Origin of the sequence: Methylocystis sp. (genome assembly GCF_051061225.1) — a bacterium.
Classification (GTDB): Bacteria; Pseudomonadota; Alphaproteobacteria; order Rhizobiales; family Beijerinckiaceae; genus Methylocystis.
The window spans coordinates 41,792-59,158 of sequence record NZ_JBPFEB010000022.1 but is presented as its reverse complement, the minus strand read 5'-3'; the positions used below and the strand labels follow the sequence as shown (position 1 = coordinate 59,158).

General features: G+C 66.6%; 13 protein-coding genes and 1 riboswitch. Of the genes, 12 read left to right on the top strand and 1 reads right to left on the bottom strand.

What is annotated here, in order from left to right:
• Positions 1–3 precede the first annotated feature (3 nt).
• The 9 genes from ACR652_RS05170 (at position 4) to ACR652_RS05130 (ending at position 12,034) form a co-directional block, all read left to right on the top strand.
• A complete protein-coding gene (locus ACR652_RS05170; RefSeq protein ID WP_434505454.1) occupies positions 4–1,233 on the top strand; it encodes a hypothetical protein in 1,230 nt (409 codons plus the stop codon).
• A 14-nt stretch (positions 1,234–1,247) separates the two neighbouring features.
• Positions 1,248–3,659 (top strand): hypothetical protein, encoded by a 2,412-nt coding sequence (locus ACR652_RS05165; protein WP_434505453.1) that lies wholly within the window; start codon positions 1,248–1,250, stop codon positions 3,657–3,659.
• A 6-nt stretch (positions 3,660–3,665) separates the two neighbouring features.
• Entirely contained in the window at positions 3,666–7,199 is a 3,534-nt protein-coding gene (locus tag ACR652_RS05160) for an eCIS core domain-containing protein (RefSeq protein WP_434505452.1), read from the top strand.
• A gap of 128 nt (positions 7,200–7,327) precedes the next feature.
• Positions 7,328–8,533, top strand: a complete 1,206-nt coding sequence (locus ACR652_RS05155) for an NnrS family protein (protein ID WP_434505451.1) — start codon at positions 7,328–7,330, stop codon at positions 8,531–8,533.
• Positions 8,534–8,618: 85 nt separating this feature from the next.
• A complete protein-coding gene (locus ACR652_RS05150) occupies positions 8,619–9,041 on the top strand; it encodes an ArsR/SmtB family transcription factor (protein ID WP_434505450.1) in 423 nt (140 codons plus the stop codon).
• A complete protein-coding gene (locus tag ACR652_RS05145; protein ID WP_434505449.1) occupies positions 9,038–9,565 on the top strand; it encodes an arsenate reductase ArsC in 528 nt (175 codons plus the stop codon). Before ACR652_RS05150 ends, ACR652_RS05145 begins: the two co-directional genes overlap by 4 nt.
• A gap of 124 nt (positions 9,566–9,689) precedes the next feature.
• A complete protein-coding gene (gene arsB / locus ACR652_RS05140) occupies positions 9,690–10,718 on the top strand; it encodes an ACR3 family arsenite efflux transporter (RefSeq protein WP_434505497.1) in 1,029 nt (342 codons plus the stop codon).
• Positions 10,719–10,739: 21 nt separating this feature from the next.
• Complete coding sequence (locus ACR652_RS05135; RefSeq protein WP_434505448.1) at positions 10,740–11,549, top strand: class I SAM-dependent methyltransferase; 810 nt, start codon at positions 10,740–10,742, stop codon at positions 11,547–11,549.
• A 224-nt stretch (positions 11,550–11,773) separates the two neighbouring features.
• Entirely contained in the window at positions 11,774–12,034 is a 261-nt protein-coding gene (locus tag ACR652_RS05130) for a hypothetical protein (protein ID WP_434505447.1), read from the top strand.
• Between the two features lie 21 nt (positions 12,035–12,055).
• Here the strand turns inward: ACR652_RS05130 and ACR652_RS05125 are convergent, their stop codons facing one another.
• Positions 12,056–13,159: a 2'-deoxycytidine 5'-triphosphate deaminase gene (locus ACR652_RS05125; protein WP_434505446.1), complete on the bottom strand. Its 1,104-nt coding sequence runs from the start codon at positions 13,157–13,159 to the stop codon at positions 12,056–12,058.
• Between the two features lie 221 nt (positions 13,160–13,380).
• Between ACR652_RS05125 and ACR652_RS05120 the strand changes: the two genes are divergently transcribed.
• From ACR652_RS05120 to ACR652_RS05110, 3 genes are all read left to right on the top strand, one after another.
• A complete protein-coding gene (locus ACR652_RS05120; RefSeq protein WP_434505445.1) occupies positions 13,381–13,842 on the top strand; it encodes a type III secretion system chaperone in 462 nt (153 codons plus the stop codon).
• A 53-nt stretch (positions 13,843–13,895) separates the two neighbouring features.
• Positions 13,896–15,890: a protein kinase domain-containing protein gene (locus tag ACR652_RS05115; RefSeq protein WP_434505444.1), complete on the top strand. Its 1,995-nt coding sequence runs from the start codon at positions 13,896–13,898 to the stop codon at positions 15,888–15,890.
• A 112-nt stretch (positions 15,891–16,002) separates the two neighbouring features.
• Positions 16,003–16,082, top strand: a riboswitch (SAM riboswitch).
• Positions 16,083–16,146: 64 nt separating this feature from the next.
• Positions 16,147–17,337: an O-succinylhomoserine sulfhydrylase gene (locus ACR652_RS05110; RefSeq protein WP_434505443.1), complete on the top strand. Its 1,191-nt coding sequence runs from the start codon at positions 16,147–16,149 to the stop codon at positions 17,335–17,337.
• The last annotated feature ends 30 nt before the right edge of the window (positions 17,338–17,367 follow it).

Genomic DNA, 17,367 nt, shown 5'->3' with positions numbered 1-17,367 from the left:
GGGATGGGCGCGACGTCAGGAGATTGCGGCTGCGGATGCGAGGGGATCGCCGCGTTCCCCGCGAACCCCGCGACGGCCTTGAATTATCATTTCGGAATGCTGCTCGGCGTGGAGGATCTCAAGGCCGAGCAGGCCTTCCATACCGGCCGCCTGCAACGTCACCAGCGCGAGCTGCATGGGCAGGGAGTCGTGCGCGGTCTGAAGGTGACCTTCGACCCCGCGACCGGAATCCTGCGCGTCTCGCCAGGTTTCGCCGTCGACCAGCTCGGGCGCGAAATTGAAATCGTCTCGCCGCAGTGCATGGACCTGTCGGCCTATATCGACGAGAACCGGACGCGCCTCGCGGCGCTGGAAGACGTGGACAAGGGAGTCGATCTCGATCTGGTCGTTTCCGCCGGCGCCTGTCTGGAGCGCCCCGTGCAGGCCATCGCCCGCGAATGCAACGGGTCGGACGCCGATATCGCTTATTCCCGCCTCACCGAACGCCCGCATCTCGACCTCGTCGCGGCGAACGCGAAGGAGGAAGCTCCGGCGCCCGATCCGCTCGGAGACCTCTACAAGAAGATCGCGGACGGCGTCTTTACGCCGGATGCGCATAGCCCCGAGCAGCAGGCGCTTGCCATCCTCGCCGCGCAGGCGGCTCAGGCCGGCGCCACCCCCGAAACGCGCGCCGCCTTCGCCCGGCAGGCCGCGCTCGTCGCCAGCCTCGACGCCGACCCCCCTGCCCCCGCCGTCGTGCTGGAGGATGTGCATCTGACGCTGGCGCGGCTCGAAGGCGTCAAATACCCCGCCAAATCGAAAACGCCCGCCCACATCGACAACATCCGCTGTGACGTGCGCCGCCTGCTGCTGCCGCAAAGCTATCTGCAAATTCGCAGCGATCCGCCGCCCCGCGCCGCCATCATCGGACCAGTCGTCACAGGGGCCACGCGCAATGCGCTCGAGATCGACATAACCTTCAGTCGAGCCGTGGCGCCGGCGGCGCTCGTTGAAAGCGCGTTTCAGCTCCTCGACCTGACGAGCGCGGCGATGACGGCGCCCTCCTTCAACATGCAGGCCACAGGGCCCGCCGCCGCGCCCACCGGCGCCAAACTCACGCTGGCCGCGGCGCCAAAGGGCACGCTGCGGCTCGTGGTGTTCGGGACAGGGCCAACCCCCATCGTCGACTCCGCCTTCATCGCATTGGGCCAGACGCCCGGCGAGGACGGGCGCAACTTTGTCACAACGCTCTGAGCGAGGGTGAACCCATGACCGACAGCGCAACGGACAGCCAGATCTTCGCCGAGAGCAACGGCATCGCCAAGGTCTTCACGGACACCCCGCTGGCGAAGCTGAATTACTTCGACGGCCGCTATCTGCGGGCGGACGACCTCCAGCGCGAGCAGCGCTACCACGAGGCGCGAAGCAAGCTCGTCGCGCTGTCGCAAGGCGCGGGTCCGGTCTACGGGCTCGGCGTTTCGACGACGGGACCGGCCGGCGCCCCCATCACCGTCGAGCCGGGCCTGGGCTTCAACGAGCTTGGCGACGCCATCCTGCTCAAGGGAGCGGTTGCCTTCGATCTCGCCCAGCTCATCGCCGCCACGGCGTCCATGGACGCCGCCGCGAAGGCGAAGATCACGAGCGCGATGACGACCTTCGGACCATGCGCCGTCGCCGACAGCGGGCCGCAGGACACAACCAGCGCCACGCAGCCGGTCTATGTGATCACCATCGCCCCGAATGAAGCCCTGTGCGGGCGGGAAGACGTCTACGGCCAACTGTGCGAGGCGGCCTGCGTGCAGGGCTCGGCGGCCAACCTCGCCATTTCCGGCGTGATCCTTCGCGCGCGGCCGCTCAATCTGACGCTGCCGCCTGTCGCGGGCAGCCTCGACCTCCATCTGCGTTCGCGGCTCGCCGCCGCCTTCTTCCGGTGCGAAGCCAAGGGGCGCGGCGGCCTGCTGGCGAGCGGCGGCCTGCATCTGCCGGGCTGGTGTGGCACGGCCGACGCGGGAGTCGCGAATGAGATCGCGCTGGGCATTGCGCTGCTGCGCAACGGAAACTGGATCGTGCTCGATCAATGGACCGTTCGCCGCGAGCGCATGACTCCGCTTCCGCTGGGCGTGTGGCTGGGACGCCTCGGCATGCGTCGGCACGAGCAGTTTCTGGCCGAAGTCTTCCAGTTCCAGTGCCAGCTCGCCGAAACGCTCGCGGGCGCCGCCGCGACCCCGCCGGCGCCGGCCCCGGACGTCTGCGTCGACCTCGTCGCAAAGCTGCAATTGACCAAGGAACAGCGCGACGCTCTCGACAAGATCGTCGCCGGCATGCAGGCCGCCAGCGCCGCCGGTCCAAAGGCGGGCGCCGCGCCGCCTGGCTGGCTTTACGCCAACGGCTTCGTCGAATTGCCCCCGGCGGGGTTCCTGCCCGTCGATCCGGCGAGCGCCGCCCCGCTGCGCCAGCAGGTGGCCGCCCTGCTCGGGCCGCTTGTCGATTTCCGGCTGATCGGCGCGCCCGCGGATGTGATCCCGCACGCCTTCGAGGAAGCGCGGGACATGCGCCGCACGCCACTGGTCGCCGATCTGCTCCAGGATGGCGAGACGCGGCCGCAGCTCGAAGTCTATGCGCCCGACGCCGTCGCCAGGCAGACGGGAAAAGACGATTACCGATCAACGCACGCGGGGGCACACGAGACGACCTGGGCGATGCTGGCGCTTATGCTTGGTTTGCCCATATCGCAAGTGGAGAAGTCTCCACTGGGGTTTGCGGACTATCTGCCGTCGATCATGCATGCAGGGACGAAGGGCGGCGAGGGACTGCTGGCGCTTCTGGGAGCCTTCGGCCGCGGCATGTGGAGAGCCGAAACCGCCGCCCCCTCCGCGGGCGTCTCCGCCGAAGTGGTGGACGAGATGGCAAATGCGCTGCTCACAATGACTGACGCCAACGTCGTCGTGGGGATGACCTGCAAGGTCGCCGGCGACGTTCTTGGCGGAAAGGGCAAGCTGAACTACGTGCTCACCATGGGCTCGGTCGGACAGGCGTGGACGGTGGATGTAACTGTCGAACCGAATTTCAGTTCGTCCAAGGATACGGACATCGGCGCGACAGGACCGCTCAAGGACGTAAAGGCCTATGAAGGCTCCATCGCCATCCATTCCACTTTTCACTCCAGTCCGAGCGGTTCCAAGGGCGCCCATGCGCGCGTCCTTGGACATGCCCGGCTTTGGACCGTTCGAGCTGACGATAATGAAATATCCGCTTATCTGATCACCGATCTCTGGGACAAGAGCGAGCAGGTCCCAGAGACCTCAAAGCGAGCGGCGGCGCTCGCCTTCCGCAAACAGGGCGACGGCTTCATCCCCCAGTCCCTGACGCTGCTTCAGAGGAACGACGACCGTGCGGCCAAACTGTTGTTCAGCGAAATTTTCAACAAGGGCCTGGATCAGCCGAATGGCGCGGCGGACCCGTTCGACCGCTCGGTCGCAGGAACGGAATTCGATAACCTGCTGTCATCCCTCGGCAAGCTCGATCCTCCTCTTTCCAAGGCGGTGCGGGACGGCTTCCGCGTCACGACGCCCGGCGGGAGCGTGCTCACGCCCATGCGCGACTGGGTGATGTTTCGCCGGTCGCGGGCGGTGATAGAGGAGGCGCAGGACGCCGCGCCGGTCCCGCGTCGCGAAGGGTGACCAGCCATGGCCGCTCCCGCTCCGCCTGTTCCCGCAGCCCCGGCTCCCAAGCCGCCGGAGACCAAGGCGCCAGAGAAGAAGGCGATCCAGACGAGCCCTGCGCCAGCGGCGAAATCCGAGGCGAAAGACATCCGGCGCGCCCCGGCGGGCGCAGCCGCTCCCGCAGCGCCAACCCAGAAGCCGGTGATGCGCAAGGCCGCCGGAGACGCCCCCGGTGGAGTGCCGGTGTCCAGCCCCGCCGACCCCGCCGAGCGCGAGGCGACGGCCATGGCGAGCAAGGTGATGCGTTCCGCTGTCCCGGGCGCCGCCGATGGCGGCGAGCTCGCGCCCATGCGGCCGAAGGAATCCCTGAAGCCGCCCGTTTCCCGCGCCGAAGCGGACGCAGGCGGCGGCGTGGTCGCCGATCCGGCGGTCGTCCATGATCTCGGACCCGGCGCGATGCTCGACGCGCCTGCGCGGTCGTTCTTCGAACCCCGTTTCGGCGCCGATCTCTCTCACGTGCGCATCCATACGGGAGACAAGGCGGACAGGGCCGCGAAGGCGGTGCGCGCCCGCGCGTTCACGGTGGGGCGCGACATCGCATTCGCGAGCGGCGAGTACGATCCCGAGTCCCCCGGCGGGCGAGAACTCCTCGCCCATGAACTGGTTCATGTTCTCCAAAACGGCGACGACGTCGCGCGCATGGTGATGCGGGATGGGCCCGCGCTGACAGGTTCGGGAGAGAGCGATTCCATCCGCCTCGACGTCCCGCTGGGCATACCGCGCAACAAGGGGCGCCACGCTCACCTCTACCACGCTCTGGCCGCCTCCCATCACCTGAACCGCCCCAGGAACTACGACCGCGAAGAGATCGGGCCGGATCAGGTGCGAAACTGGAACAATGGCGTCGCCTTCGACGAGGCCGCAGTGCGCCAGGCGGGGAATTTGGGCGGCGCAGGCGATCCGGGCTCCATTGTGCTCCACGTGGCTGGACCCTCGGGCGAAACGTCCCGCCTGTCCGAACTGACCGACGGCAAGCCTCTGATGGACGCGCTGAAGATTCCGCAATGGAACAAGGCTGGGCGGCGGCTGGTGGAAACGGACCGCTATGACGTCGACCACATCGTCGAACTGCAAGTTGGCGGGCAGGACAGTTTCGATAATTACGAACTCTTTCGCGGCGCAAACAACCGCAGCGTCGGGGGCGCCATCCGGGCCTCGGTGGAGCGGACCGTTCTACAGTTCCTGGTCAACAAGGCGGCGGACTCATCCGTTTCGCCCGACTTCAAGACACGCTACCCGCCGACCAGGGCCGGCGCCGACCGGCTCAAGGCGGATAAGGAGGTGCAGTTTCCCGACGTGGAGGACTCCGGGAGGGACAGCCGCAGCGCCAACCGGCAGGAAGCATCCGGCGCCTTCTGGACTCGCGACGAAATTCGCGCGCTGGCGCATGTGCGCAGCCTGCTCATACCGCCGGATTTGACCTCCGACGGCACGGCCACCCAGCTTGCGCTCTATTCGCCCAGCGGACAGCTCAAGATGGGCTCATTGCCGCACGGCGGCGCGCAGAACGGCGCCGCCACCATCCCCATTCATGGAACCAACCAGAAGCTGATCAGCGGCCTCGTCATCGAGAACGCCACGGCCACTTATGGGGACGCCTCGCGGGGACCCGGCGGCTCGATCGAGGCGAAGTGGGATCTCGACTCCAAAGTGTTCAAACCCGGCACGGTTCCGGAAGCGCCCTTCTCCATTCCGCTCACCCCCGTCGCGGGCAAGCAGCACGCCGCCGCCTTCGCATGGCCGCCGACAAAGTTGAACACGGAGGTCAACGCCGCGAGCCCGATCGCGCTCGACGGCGTTTGCGTCGTCAACGGTCGACTCGACGGGCGCGGCCTCATCACGCCGAGCCTGCCGTTTCTCGAAGGAATCCAGCTTCCAGCGCGGCTCGACGGGCGCGGACTGCGCATGTCCTACATGATCGACGCGACCGCGCTCGTTCAAAAGCTGCGACTGCCTCGGGTCAGCGTCAATGACGCCAACCTGACGCTCTTCATCGACGAGGCGGGCGCGGGCGCCGAAGGCTTCGCGAATTTCAGCGTCGAACAGTTGGGCGAAGGAACGCTTTTCGCCAGCATGTCATCCAGCGGCTCGTTCGAACTGTCGGGCGCCTTCGTGTTCGATACGACTTTGTTCGACGAGGCCACGGTCGCCCTGCGCTTCGCCGAGACCGGCTTCACCGCCAACGGCCGCATCGGCGTCTCGCGGCCCAACAAGATCAGAGGCCTGCGCTCCGCCTCCGCCAGTGTCGTCTATGACCAGAGCAAGGGGTTTTCCGTGGAGGGCGTCGCTCAGCCGAATATTCCCGGCGTCCGCTCCGCGACATTGCGCTACGCGAGCGGCCCTGAGGGGCAGACGATCGAAGGCGACGCCGCGCTCGACCCGCTTCCCGGCCTGCAAGGCGGACAGATCGGCATCAAGCTGCGCAAGCAGGACGGCGACTGGAAGCTCGCGGCCTCGGGGCAGGTCACGCCCAACATCCCGGGCGTCACGACGAGTCTGGAGGCGAGCTACGACGACGGCGCCTTCACCATCGGAGGGCGCGTCGGCTTCGAACGGGGGATCCTCAAGGGCGAGATCGACGTCGGCGCCACGAACAAGCCCGTCGATCCCGACGGGCGGGTGCTCGACGGCGCGCCGACGGACGACATCAAGGCTTTCGGCTCCGGCGCGCTCACCGCCCGCATCACCGATCATCTGCAAGGCACGGTCGGCCTCAAGCGCCGCCCGAGCGGACAGATCCTGATCACGGGGCGCATCGGCGTCCCCAGCTCCGTGGAGCTCTTCGGCCGCTACCCCGACCCGCCATGGGAAAAGACGCTTCTAAACCTGCCAACCGTCAACATCCCGATCTTCGGCGGCGGCGTCGGCTCCTTCACCATCGGCATTTCCGCGACGATCGGCGGCGCGTTGACCGCCACGGCCTATGTCGGCCCCGGCACGCTGGAGAACGCCAATATCGGCATCGAGGATTACGACCCGACGAATGAAACCTCCCTGCGCGTCACGGGCCACGCCCTTTTCGCCGTTCCGGCCTATGCTGGCCTGCGGCTGGGCATCGACGCCGGCATTACCGGAGGCGCGGGCGTCATCAGCGTGACCGGCGGCATGAACATCGGCGCGGAGATGGGCGTTCAAGCCCGCGCCGCCGCCGAGGCCGACCTGCTCTGGACCCCCGCCGCCGGCCTCTCGCTTCAGGCGACGCTCATGGCGAGCGCCGAGCCGAAGCTCAGATTCACAGTCGGCGCCTTTGCAAAGGCCGATGTCTCGCTTCTGGTCACGAGCTTCACCATCTACCGAAAGGACTGGCAGCTCGCGAGCTTTGAATATGGCCCGGCGCTCCGCGTGGGGCTTTCGGCGCCGATCGCCTACCGCTCCGGTTCCGGCGTGGACTTCGACTTCAGCGCGATCCAGTTCCAGTTGCCAAGCATCTCGCCGCGCGAATTGATCGGCGGGTTGCTCGACAGCCAGGGGCGGCAGGAAACCCACGAGTCAGGGTGACAAGGAGGCCTTCCCTCGCGAAATCGACGCGCTGACGCAGGCGCTGGCGGAGACACATCCGCCCGCGCGCCTATTTCCTCATCAGGCAGCGTCCGATACGTTCCGCGAACAACGAGCGAGGCGACCCAATGGCTCCCATTCCGCGTTATCGCGCCCAGGCCGGCACAGCCCCCTGGACAAGCTTCCTGTCCGCGGGCTTCCGTCCGTTCTTCCTGTTCGGCGCGCTATGGGCCGCCGTCGCGCTGCCGCTCTCGATCGCCTATTTCGAGATGATGGCCGAGGTGCCGACACGCTTTCCACCGCATATCTGGCACCCGCATGAAATGGTCTTCGGCTTCGGCGGTGCCGTCGTCGCGGGCTTCATGCTGACGGCCATTCCCAACTGGACCGGCCGAATGCCGCTGCAAGGCGCGCCGCTCGCCGGCCTCGTCGCCTTGTGGCTTCTGGGCCGCGTCGCCGTGACGGTGTCGAGCAGCGAGCCGGCGCCGCTCGCGGCGGCCCTCGACCTCGCCTTTCCAGCGGTGTTTTTCTTCGTCGTGCTGCGGGAGATCGTGACCGGGCGGAACTGGCGAAATCTGCCGTTGACGGCCGCTCTCGCCCTTCTCTTTGTCGGCAATCTGATGACTCATCTTGAAGCGATGGATATTGCCGATACGGGCGCGGCCGGCGTGCGAACGGGCGTCGCGACGCTCGTCATGCTCGTGACGCTCATCGGCGGACGCATCACGCCGAGCTTCACACGCAACTGGCTGGTGAAGACTTCGTCCGCCGAGGAGGCGCCCGCGCCTTTCGGCCTGTTCGACCGCTTCGCCCTCGCGGCGACGTTTGTCGCGCTCATCGCCTGGGTTTCGTTTCCGGACTCGAGCGCGACCGCCGTTCTCCAGATCATCGCGGGCGCCGCGCTCCTGCTGCGGCTGATGCGCTGGCGCGGCGCCCGCACACGGGGGGAGCCGATGCTCTTCGTGCTGCATATGGGCTACGGCTGGGTCGCGCTCGGCCTGCTGTTCATGGGCGCGAACAGACTCTTCCCCGTGACCGATTCCACGAGCGCCCTGCATGCGCTGACGGCAGGCGCCATCGGAACCATGACCCTCGCGGTCATGACCCGCGCGACGCGGGGCCATACGGGTCGTCTGCTTAGCGCCGACGGGGGCACGAAGGCGATTTACGTCGCCATAACGCTGGCGGCCATCCTTCGCATCGGCGCCCCCTGGACGGGGGAGTATTACTTCGTCTCCCTCGCGGCAGCCGCCGCGCTCTGGAGCACGGCCTACGGGCTTTTTGTGCTGCTCTATTTCGGGATGCTCACAGGCCCACGGATCAAGGAGTCCTAGGCGAGCCGGCCTTGCGCCGCCGGGAGACGACCCCGGCCGCGCCGAGACCCTTGCAAAAAGAGAATATATCCATCATTCTCGATGAATGGATGATATCGAAGCCATTGCCGCTCTCGCGGCGCTCGCCCAATCCACGCGCCTCGATGTGTTTCGCCTTCTGGTTCAGAGCGAACCGGGCGGAGTCCCTGCGGGGGAGCTGGCGCGGGAACTGGCGGCGCCGCAGAACACCATGTCGACCCATCTGAGCATCTTGTCCCGTTCGGGGCTCGTGAGCGCAGAGAGGCGGGGCCGTTCGATTCTCTACCGGGCGAATCTCGCCCGCCTGCGGGAATTGATGCAGTTTCTCGTCAAGGACTGCTGCGGCGGGCGCCCGGAGGTCTGCGCGCCTTTCTCAGAGGACCCCGCTCCTTCAAACAGCGCGATGGTGGAGTCCACTCCCTGTTGCGGCGCAAGCCCTGAGCCGGTCGTCGAGACCGCTTGTTCTTCTCGAACGGACCCCAACAAATGACCGAACGCGTATACAATGTCCTCTTTCTCTGCACCGGCAACACCGCGCGCTCGATTCTCGCGGAAGGCATTCTCCGCAAGGACGGCGCGGGCCGCTTCAACGCCTTCTCGGCCGGGAGCCAACCCAAGGGCGTTGTGAATCCTTACGCCCTTAAGACGCTTGAGGCCTGCGACTACCCGGCCGAGGGCTTTCGCTCGAAGAGCTGGGACGAATTTGCCGGCCCCGACGCGCCCGTCATGGATTTCGTGTTCACCGTCTGCGACAACGCCGCCGGCGAAGCCTGCCCGGTCTGGCCGGGCCAGCCGATGACCGCCCACTGGGGCATCGAAGACCCCGCCGCTGTCGAAGGCTCGGACATAGAGAAGCAGACGGCTTTCAATCTCGCCTTTCGCTACATGAAGACGCGAATCTCCCTGCTTCTGGCGACGCCGCTCCATCGCCTCGACAAGATGGCGCTGAGCAACCGCCTGCGTGAAATCGGCGACGCCGAAGGCGCCAGCCATGGCCACAAGGCGGAGGCGTGAGAGCGTCCGTCACTCCCAATCGTCGTGACGCCGAAGGGCGTGCCGCAATCTGTTTGAAGGAAGACGTCGCATGAGTGAAGCCACCACCCTCGCGCGCGCATCTCAAAGCCGCCCGGCGCCCGCCATGGGCGTCTTCGAGCGTTATCTCACCCTCTGGGTCGCGCTCTGCATCGTCGCTGGCGTCGTCCTCGGCCAGACGATCCCCGCCGTCTTCCACGCCATTGGCGGCGCGACAGTGGCGGAAGTCAATCTGCCGGTCGCCGTGCTGGTCTGGCTCATGATCATCCCCATGCTGCTCAAGATCGACCTCGCCGCCCTGGCGCAGGTCAAGGAGCATTGGCGGGGGATTGCGGTGACGGTCGGGATCAACTGGCTGGTGAAGCCCTTCTCGATGGCGCTGCTGGGTTGGCTGTTCATTTCTCATCTCTTCCGGCCATATCTTCCCGCCGACCAGATCGACAGCTATATCGCCGGACTCATCCTGCTGGCGGCGGCGCCCTGCACGGCGATGGTCTTCGTCTGGTCGAACCTCGTCGACGGCGAGCCGCATTTCACCCTGTCGCAGGTCGCCCTGAACGACAGCATCATGGTGATCGCCTTCGCGCCCATCGTCGCCTTGCTGCTGGGCCTTTCATCCATCACCGTGCCCTGGAGCACGCTGCTGCTGTCGGTCGTGCTCTACATCGTCGTGCCGGTGACCATCGCGCAACTGTGGCGGCGCGCGCTGCTGGCGCAAGGCGGACAGGACGCCCTGAAAAGGACGCTCGCGCGGCTCGGACCATTGTCGCTTTCCGCCCTGCTGCTGACGCTCGTCATTCTCTTCGGCCTGCAAGGCGCGCAGATCATCGCCCAGCCGCTCGTGATCGCCCTGCTGGCCGTACCGATCCTGATCCAGGTCTATTTCAATGCGGGATTCGCCTATCTGCTCAACCGCGCCCTTGGCGTCGAGTGGTGCGTCGCCGGTCCGTCGGCGCTGATCGGCGCAAGCAACTTCTTCGAGCTGGCCGTGGCGACGGCAATCGCGCTCTTTGGCTTCCAGTCCGGGGCAGCGCTGGCGACGGTTGTCGGCGTCCTCGTCGAAGTGCCGGTCATGCTCTCCGTCGTCCATATCGTCCGGCGCTCGCGCGGCTGGTATGAGGGACACGCCGCCTGATGTTGAACGCCGCGAGGACCCATGGGTGACCTGGAAGAGGCGAAAGCCAAGGCCGCCGCCGCTTACAACGCCGCGGCGGATCATTTCGATCATCCGGTCAGCTCTTTCTGGCATCGCTTCGGGCGACGGACCGTCGAGCGCCTCGGCCTGCGCGAGGGCGAGACCGTTCTCGATGTGTGCTGCGGAAGCGGCGGATCGGCCCTGCCCGCCGCCGAGGCCGTCGGGCCGAACGGAAAAGTCGTTGCGGTCGATCTCGCCGAGCGCCTCATCGCGCTTGGCGAAGCGAAAGCCCGCGCCAAAGGGCTGGGGAACATCGAGTTCAGGGCGGGCGACATGCTGTCGCTTGGTTACCCGGACGCCAGCTTCGACGTGGTCATCTGCGTTTTCGGAATTTTCTTCGTTCCCGACATGGCGGCGGCCACGAAGGAGCTGTGGCGCATGGTGCGCCCCGGAGGGCGGCTCACGCTCACGACATGGGGGCCGAATCTCTTCGAGCCGGGCAACACCGCTTTCTGGGACGCCATCCTTGAAGAACGCCCCGACCTCATGAAGGGGTTCAACCCATGGGAGCGGATATCGACGCCGGACGGCCTGCGCGAAATGCTCCGGGAAGCCGGCGTCTTCGACGCCGAAATCGTCGCGGAAGCGGGAGTCCATCCGCTCGCGTCCTCCGATGACTGGTGGCTGATCGCCATGGGCAGCGGTTATCGCGGCACCCTCGCCCAGCTCGACCCTGCGACCCTGGCTCGCGTCCGCGAGAAGAATTTGGCGGCGCTCGCCGGATGCGGCGCCATCGAGACGAATGTCGTCTACATGGCCGCGACGAAATAGTTGTGCTTGCGGCTCCGCCCCGCAGGGCACGCCGGTTTGCGGGCCAACGAGCCCCTCGAAAAGCGGCTCGATACGAAATTTGTTCAATAGGCCATATGCTTAGCTTGCTGGAGCGCCCTGCGTTGTATACGTATTTATACGTATTCGACTGAATCGCCCCATCGCGTCGCGACGGGGCGCTGCATGGGGATTGCGCCTTGGCTCACTACAAGAAGCATCATGCAATGGCCGCGCGCGAACTTGGCCTGCGAGCGGCGCGGCGGATGGCCCTGCTGAGCGCCACCGTCCATCACGATCAGGTTGACGAGGCCTGTCTGCGGGAAAACGAATTTCTCGGCATCGCCGTCAGCCTGGCTGCGGAAGGCTTCGCCCTCCGGCACGGCGGGACCCGGGGCCGGTTCGAGAGCGCGGTCGGCGAGGCGCTGGACGAGGAAACCGACAGAATTCTGTCCCTCATCACGAGAGGCCCCTCGTCTCCGCAGTGATCCGCGAGGAGGCGGGGCCAATCACCCCTGCCTGAAATGCTTCGCGAGTTTCAGGCCCTGGCCCTGATAATTGGAGACGCCGCCTTCGCCATAGAGGGACCCCGGCGTCTCGGCCATGCGCTCATAGACGAGGCGGCCGATATATTGGCCGTCCTCCAGAACGAAGGGCACCTCGCGGGATCGCACTTCCAGCACGGCGCGCGCGGCGGGGCGGCCGTCGGGACCGCAACCGAAGCCCGGATCGAAGAAGCCGGCGTAATGGACGCGGAACTCGCCGATGGCGGCGTCCATGGGCGCCATTTCAGCCGCGAGATCGGGCGGAATGGCGAGGCGCTCGCGCGAGGCGAGGATGTAGAAGTCGCCCGGATCGAGGATGAGCCGGCCGTCGCGGGCGGGCAGCCTGTCCCAGTAATCGTCCACGCAATAGGCGTCGACGCGGTCGACGTCGATGACGTCCGCATGTTTCTGCGCCCGGTAGCCGACGACGCCGCCAAAGGCCTCCGCGCCGAGCGCCACCCGCAGCACCACCCCGTCCCGCAGATTCAGCGCGCCGTCGACGAGGGGCGAGCGCTGATGCAGCTCCGCCAGCGCGGCGTCCGCGAGCGCATGGCCGCCCTGCCCCGCCTCGGCGGGCCGCGCGCGAAAGCGCAACTGGTTCAGCCGCGAGCCCATCCGCGCCCGCACCGAGAAGCTGCGCGGCGAGACTTCGGCGTAGAGCGGACCGTCATAGCCCGGCGCCACCTCGTCGAAGCGTTCTCCCCGGTCGGCGATGAGCCGCGTGAAGATATCGAGCCGGCCGGTTGAGCTTTTGGGATTGGCGGCGCCGGAGACGTCGGCCGGCAGCGCCAGACCTTCCAGCAGCGGCACGACGTAGACGCAGCCGCGCTCCAGAATCGCGCCCTCGCCCTGAAGCGACATCTCGTCATAGGCGAAGCCCGACAGAATGTCTTTCACGGTCCGGTCCGGGCCGGGCAGGAAACTCGCCCGCACGCGATAGGCTTTCGCGCCGAGGCGCAGATCGAGGCTCGCGGGCTGGATCTGGCCCCTGGCCAGCGGCGCGGCGACGCGGATCGCCCCGGCTTCGGCCATCGCCGCAATCTGCCGGCTGGACAGGACGCCGCCCATGATACCCCACTCCGTCACGTTGAAAGCCGGCTTCCATAGCATGCGGCGCGACTGATCGTCAGCGCCGTGCTGACGTCGCGCTGATCTCGTTAATTGTAATCTTCGTGACACAAGGCTTCAGCTTGACAGTGTAAGCATATCTTATGGGAGTCGGGCGAGTCTGGCCGGACGCGCGGTCGGAGCCCTTTTCGACCGAAGCCGAAGCTCCCAGGAGAAGCCAGGTGTCCGAATTGCCAAGTCTGACCGAAACCATCGCCGGAAGCGCCGGATATGAGGACGCCATCACGACGATCCTCCAGACCGGCGACGCCACCTGGCAGGTGGATTTCGAGGACGTCTCGATCGAACTGGAACTGGACGAGGGTTCGGGCCGTCTGGTTCTGAGCGCCGAACTTGGCGCCCCGCCGCCGGAGCGCCGCCTTGCCGTTTTCGAGGCCCTGCTCAGTTACGCCCTGCTCTGGCGCGACACCGGCTTCGTGCGCGCGGGCCTCGGCGGCGCCGAAGGCGTGCTGGTGCTGATCGCCGACACGGGCGTCGATGGGCTTCACCCCGCCGCGCTCGCCGGAATTCTCGCGAATTTCGCCGAAAAAATCCGCATCTGGCGTGACTTCACTGTCGCCGAAACGGCAATCCCCGCGCCGGGCGCGGTCGATTGGCACGGTCACACGCGCATCTGGGCCTGATCAAAAATACCGCCGAACCAGAACCTACATCCCCAAAAAAGCAGGAGGTCATCGTGAAAGGTCAGTCGCTGACAGTGGGCGCCCGGCCGGGCGCCGTCGAGATACGGACGTTCCTGGCGGGTCTGGACAAGAACGCGAAACTCAAGGCGAAGCCGGATTCGCACGGCAATATGATCCTCTACGCCAGCACGAAACGCTCGAACATCCTCAGCCGGATGACCGGGCGCGCGGCGGAGAAGCGTAACGCCGCGAGGCAGTTGATCGACAGATCCCTGGACGGCATCGAAAGCCGCGCCCATCGTGGCGCGGTCAATGGGGGGATGCGCGCGCCGGCGGAGACCGCCTTTAGCGACATTCGCAACTTTTTCAACCGCTCGTCGAAAACCGCGCTGCGGGTGAAGGCCGCGCGGGTCGGCCTCGAAACCGGCACGGCGGTCGCCGAAGCGGCCTCGGCGCGCGGCAAGGAGAAAGCAGGCGCGCCGCTCGACAAGCTCGGCGATCTGCAGGCGCATTACGCGCGCGCGGCCGAACATCTTCTCAACGGAGACACTGACGCGGCGATCGCGTCCCTCGGCGAGGCGATCGGCGCCGCCGCGCGGGAGCGTTTCACCGACGCCGAGAAGGACGCCTTCGCCTTTTCGGCCAACATCGGGCTGCGGCAGAGGATCGACGCCGCGCTGGAGAAGGCGCTCGGCGACAAGTTCAACGAATTGCTTCCGCCCGGCGCGAAGCGCGACGCCTTTCTGCGACAGACGGCGTCTCTTGCGGCGAGCAAGGTTCTGCAAAATCGCCAGATCGACGACAATACGCTGCTGATTGGCGGCAAGACCTACACAAAGGCGACCGACGAGCGGCATCCCGACGGAAAGATCGGCGTGGGCGGCTTTGCCGACGTCTATCTCTATCAGCGGCAGAAGGATGACGGTTCGGTCGAGAAGATCGCCGTCAAATTCTCGCGCCCCTCGCCGGACGAGGGCGAACTCGACCAGCAATTGGAGGAGTTCGGCCATGAAGTGCTAGTGCACAAGGCTGCCGTCGAAAGCGGCTCCCCCAATATCATCGGCCTCGAAGGCGGACTGCGCACGGCTGACGGCCGCATCGCCATCGCGCTGGAGTTCGCGCCGAACGGCGACCTGTTCGGCATGATCGACAAGCTGAAAGACGCCGTCGCAGCGAACAGGATATCGCCCCAGGCCGCCGCCGCCGTGCGGTTGACGCTGTTGCGGGATATGGCGATTGGCGTCGCCGCTCTGGAGCGGCAGGGCATTCTGAATGGCGACGCCAAACCGCCGAATGTGCTGATCGGCCTCAATGGCGAGGCCAAGATCGCCGATCTCGGAACGGCGCAGGTCGCGTCGAGCTATGTGCTCGAAAATTCCAACCGGGTCGACAACCCCAGATGGCTGGCCCCCGAGGTTCTCGCGGCGCAGGATAGTATCAAGACCATCGAAGGCCTTCAAAACTGGGATCTTCGGAGGCTCGCCAAATCCGCCACGGAGAAGGTTCTCGACGCCGTCGGCATGCCGGCCGGAACACCGCTGATCAAGCTGGAAAAGCGCATGATCTCGCACCTTCTGAGCCCGCTCGTCGACAGCCAGAAGCAGCGCGTGTCGGCCGGGGCCAAGGGCGACGCCTGGGCGTTGGGCATGACCGGCTTCAACCTGCTGTACGGCCAGGAGTCGCCGATCGACTCCGCCTTCAATTCCGACGTCCAGAAGGGCGTTCTCGACTTTGGCCGCAACGCGGACAATCGCGCCATTTCCGGCGCGGGCGGCTTCGCGGCGCCGTCGGGCTTCGGGGCGGAGGACGATCTCATCAACAACCTCCTGCATCCCGATCCGGAGCAGCGCCTCAGCGCTCAGGAGGCGCTCGGCCATCGCGCCTTCGCGGCGCCGGGCGTCGGCTCCCCCCAGGCGCGCGAGTTGATCGTGGCGCTGATGAAGGACGACGCGGAGGGCATGGCCCAGGCCTCCGCCCATTTCAGCCCGCCCACGTCGAACCCGAACCGGAACCGGCCGCTGCCCGCGACTCCGGGCGCGGTCGGCTGACGCGAACGGAACCAAACGACAGGCCCGGCCGGGAGACCCCCGGCCGGGCGCCTCCGGCGAAAACCCGCCGCCGCGCCCTCCGGGCGATTGACAGGCGCGCCCGCATCTTCGATTACTGCCCCGTGGTTATTTGAGCCGGCCGGCTTGCCGCCACGTTAAACCAAGGCGCTAAAAGGCCGGGTCTCCCGAAGGACGCCCGCTTTTTCAGCCCCGCGCGCAGCATTTCCGGCGCTTACGCGCCGCAAGGGAGAGAAGAATGTCCAAAGACGCCCCGCGCAAGCTCAAGCCGGCGACGCAGCTCGTCCACGGCGGCACGATGCGTTCGGCCTTCGGGGAAATGTCCGAGGCGCTTTTCCTCACCCAGAGCTTCGATTACCCGACGATGGAGGCCGCCGAGGCCCGCTTCAAGGGCGACGACCCCGGATTCATCTATTCGCGCTTCTCCAATCCGACCGTCGCCATGTTCGAGCAGCGCATGGTCTTGCTCGAGGGCGCCGAAGCCGCGCGCGCCACGGCGAGCGGCATGGCCGCCGTCACGGCCGCCCTGCTGGCGCAGGTCAGGGCGGGCGATCATGTCGTCGCCGCCCGCGCGCTGTTCGGCTCCTGCCTCTATGTCGTCGAGGACCTCCTGCCCCGCCTCGGCGTCGCCTCGACGCTCGTCGACGGCGCCGACCTGTCGCAGTGGAAGGCCGCCATCCGGCCGGAGACGAAGCTCTTTTTCCTCGAAAGTCCGACCAATCCGGGCCTCGAGGTTTATGACGTGCAGGCCATCGCCGACCTCGCGCATAACGCGGGAGCGCGCCTCGTGGTCGACAATGTCTTCGCCACGCCCTTGCTGCAAAAGCCGATGGCGCTCGGCGCCGACGTCGTCGTCTATTCCGCGACCAAGCACATCGACGGACAGGGGCGTTGTCTGGGCGGAATCATCCTCTCCTCGCAGGCGATCATCGAGGAGAGCATTCATAATTTCCTGCGCCAGACCGGCCCGGCGATGTCGCCCTTCAACGCCTGGGTGATGCTCAAGGGTCTGGAAACCCTGCCGCTGCGCGTCAATCAGCAGACGGCGAGCGCCGCGCGCATCGCGGATTTCCTGGCCGAGCAGGCGGGCGTGACGAAGGTGCTCTACCCGTTCCGCAAGGACCACCCGCAGGCCGAGCTGGCGCGCCGGCAGATGTCGGGCGGCGGCACGCTGGTGAGCTTTGTCCTGGAGAGCAAGGACGCCGCCTTCCGCCTCGCCAACGCGCTTCAGATCGTGCGGATTTCCAACAATCTCGGCGACGCCAAGAGCCTCATCACCCATCCGGCGACGACGACCCATCAGCGGCTCACGCCCGAGGCGCGCGCCACGCTCGGCATCACCGACGGCATGTTGCGCCTGTCGGTCGGTCTCGAAGATGTGGAGGATTTGATCGAGGATCTGGCCGAGGGCCTGGCCGCGGCCCGGTAAAACCCAGCTCCGCGACGGCGCCGTAAGGAG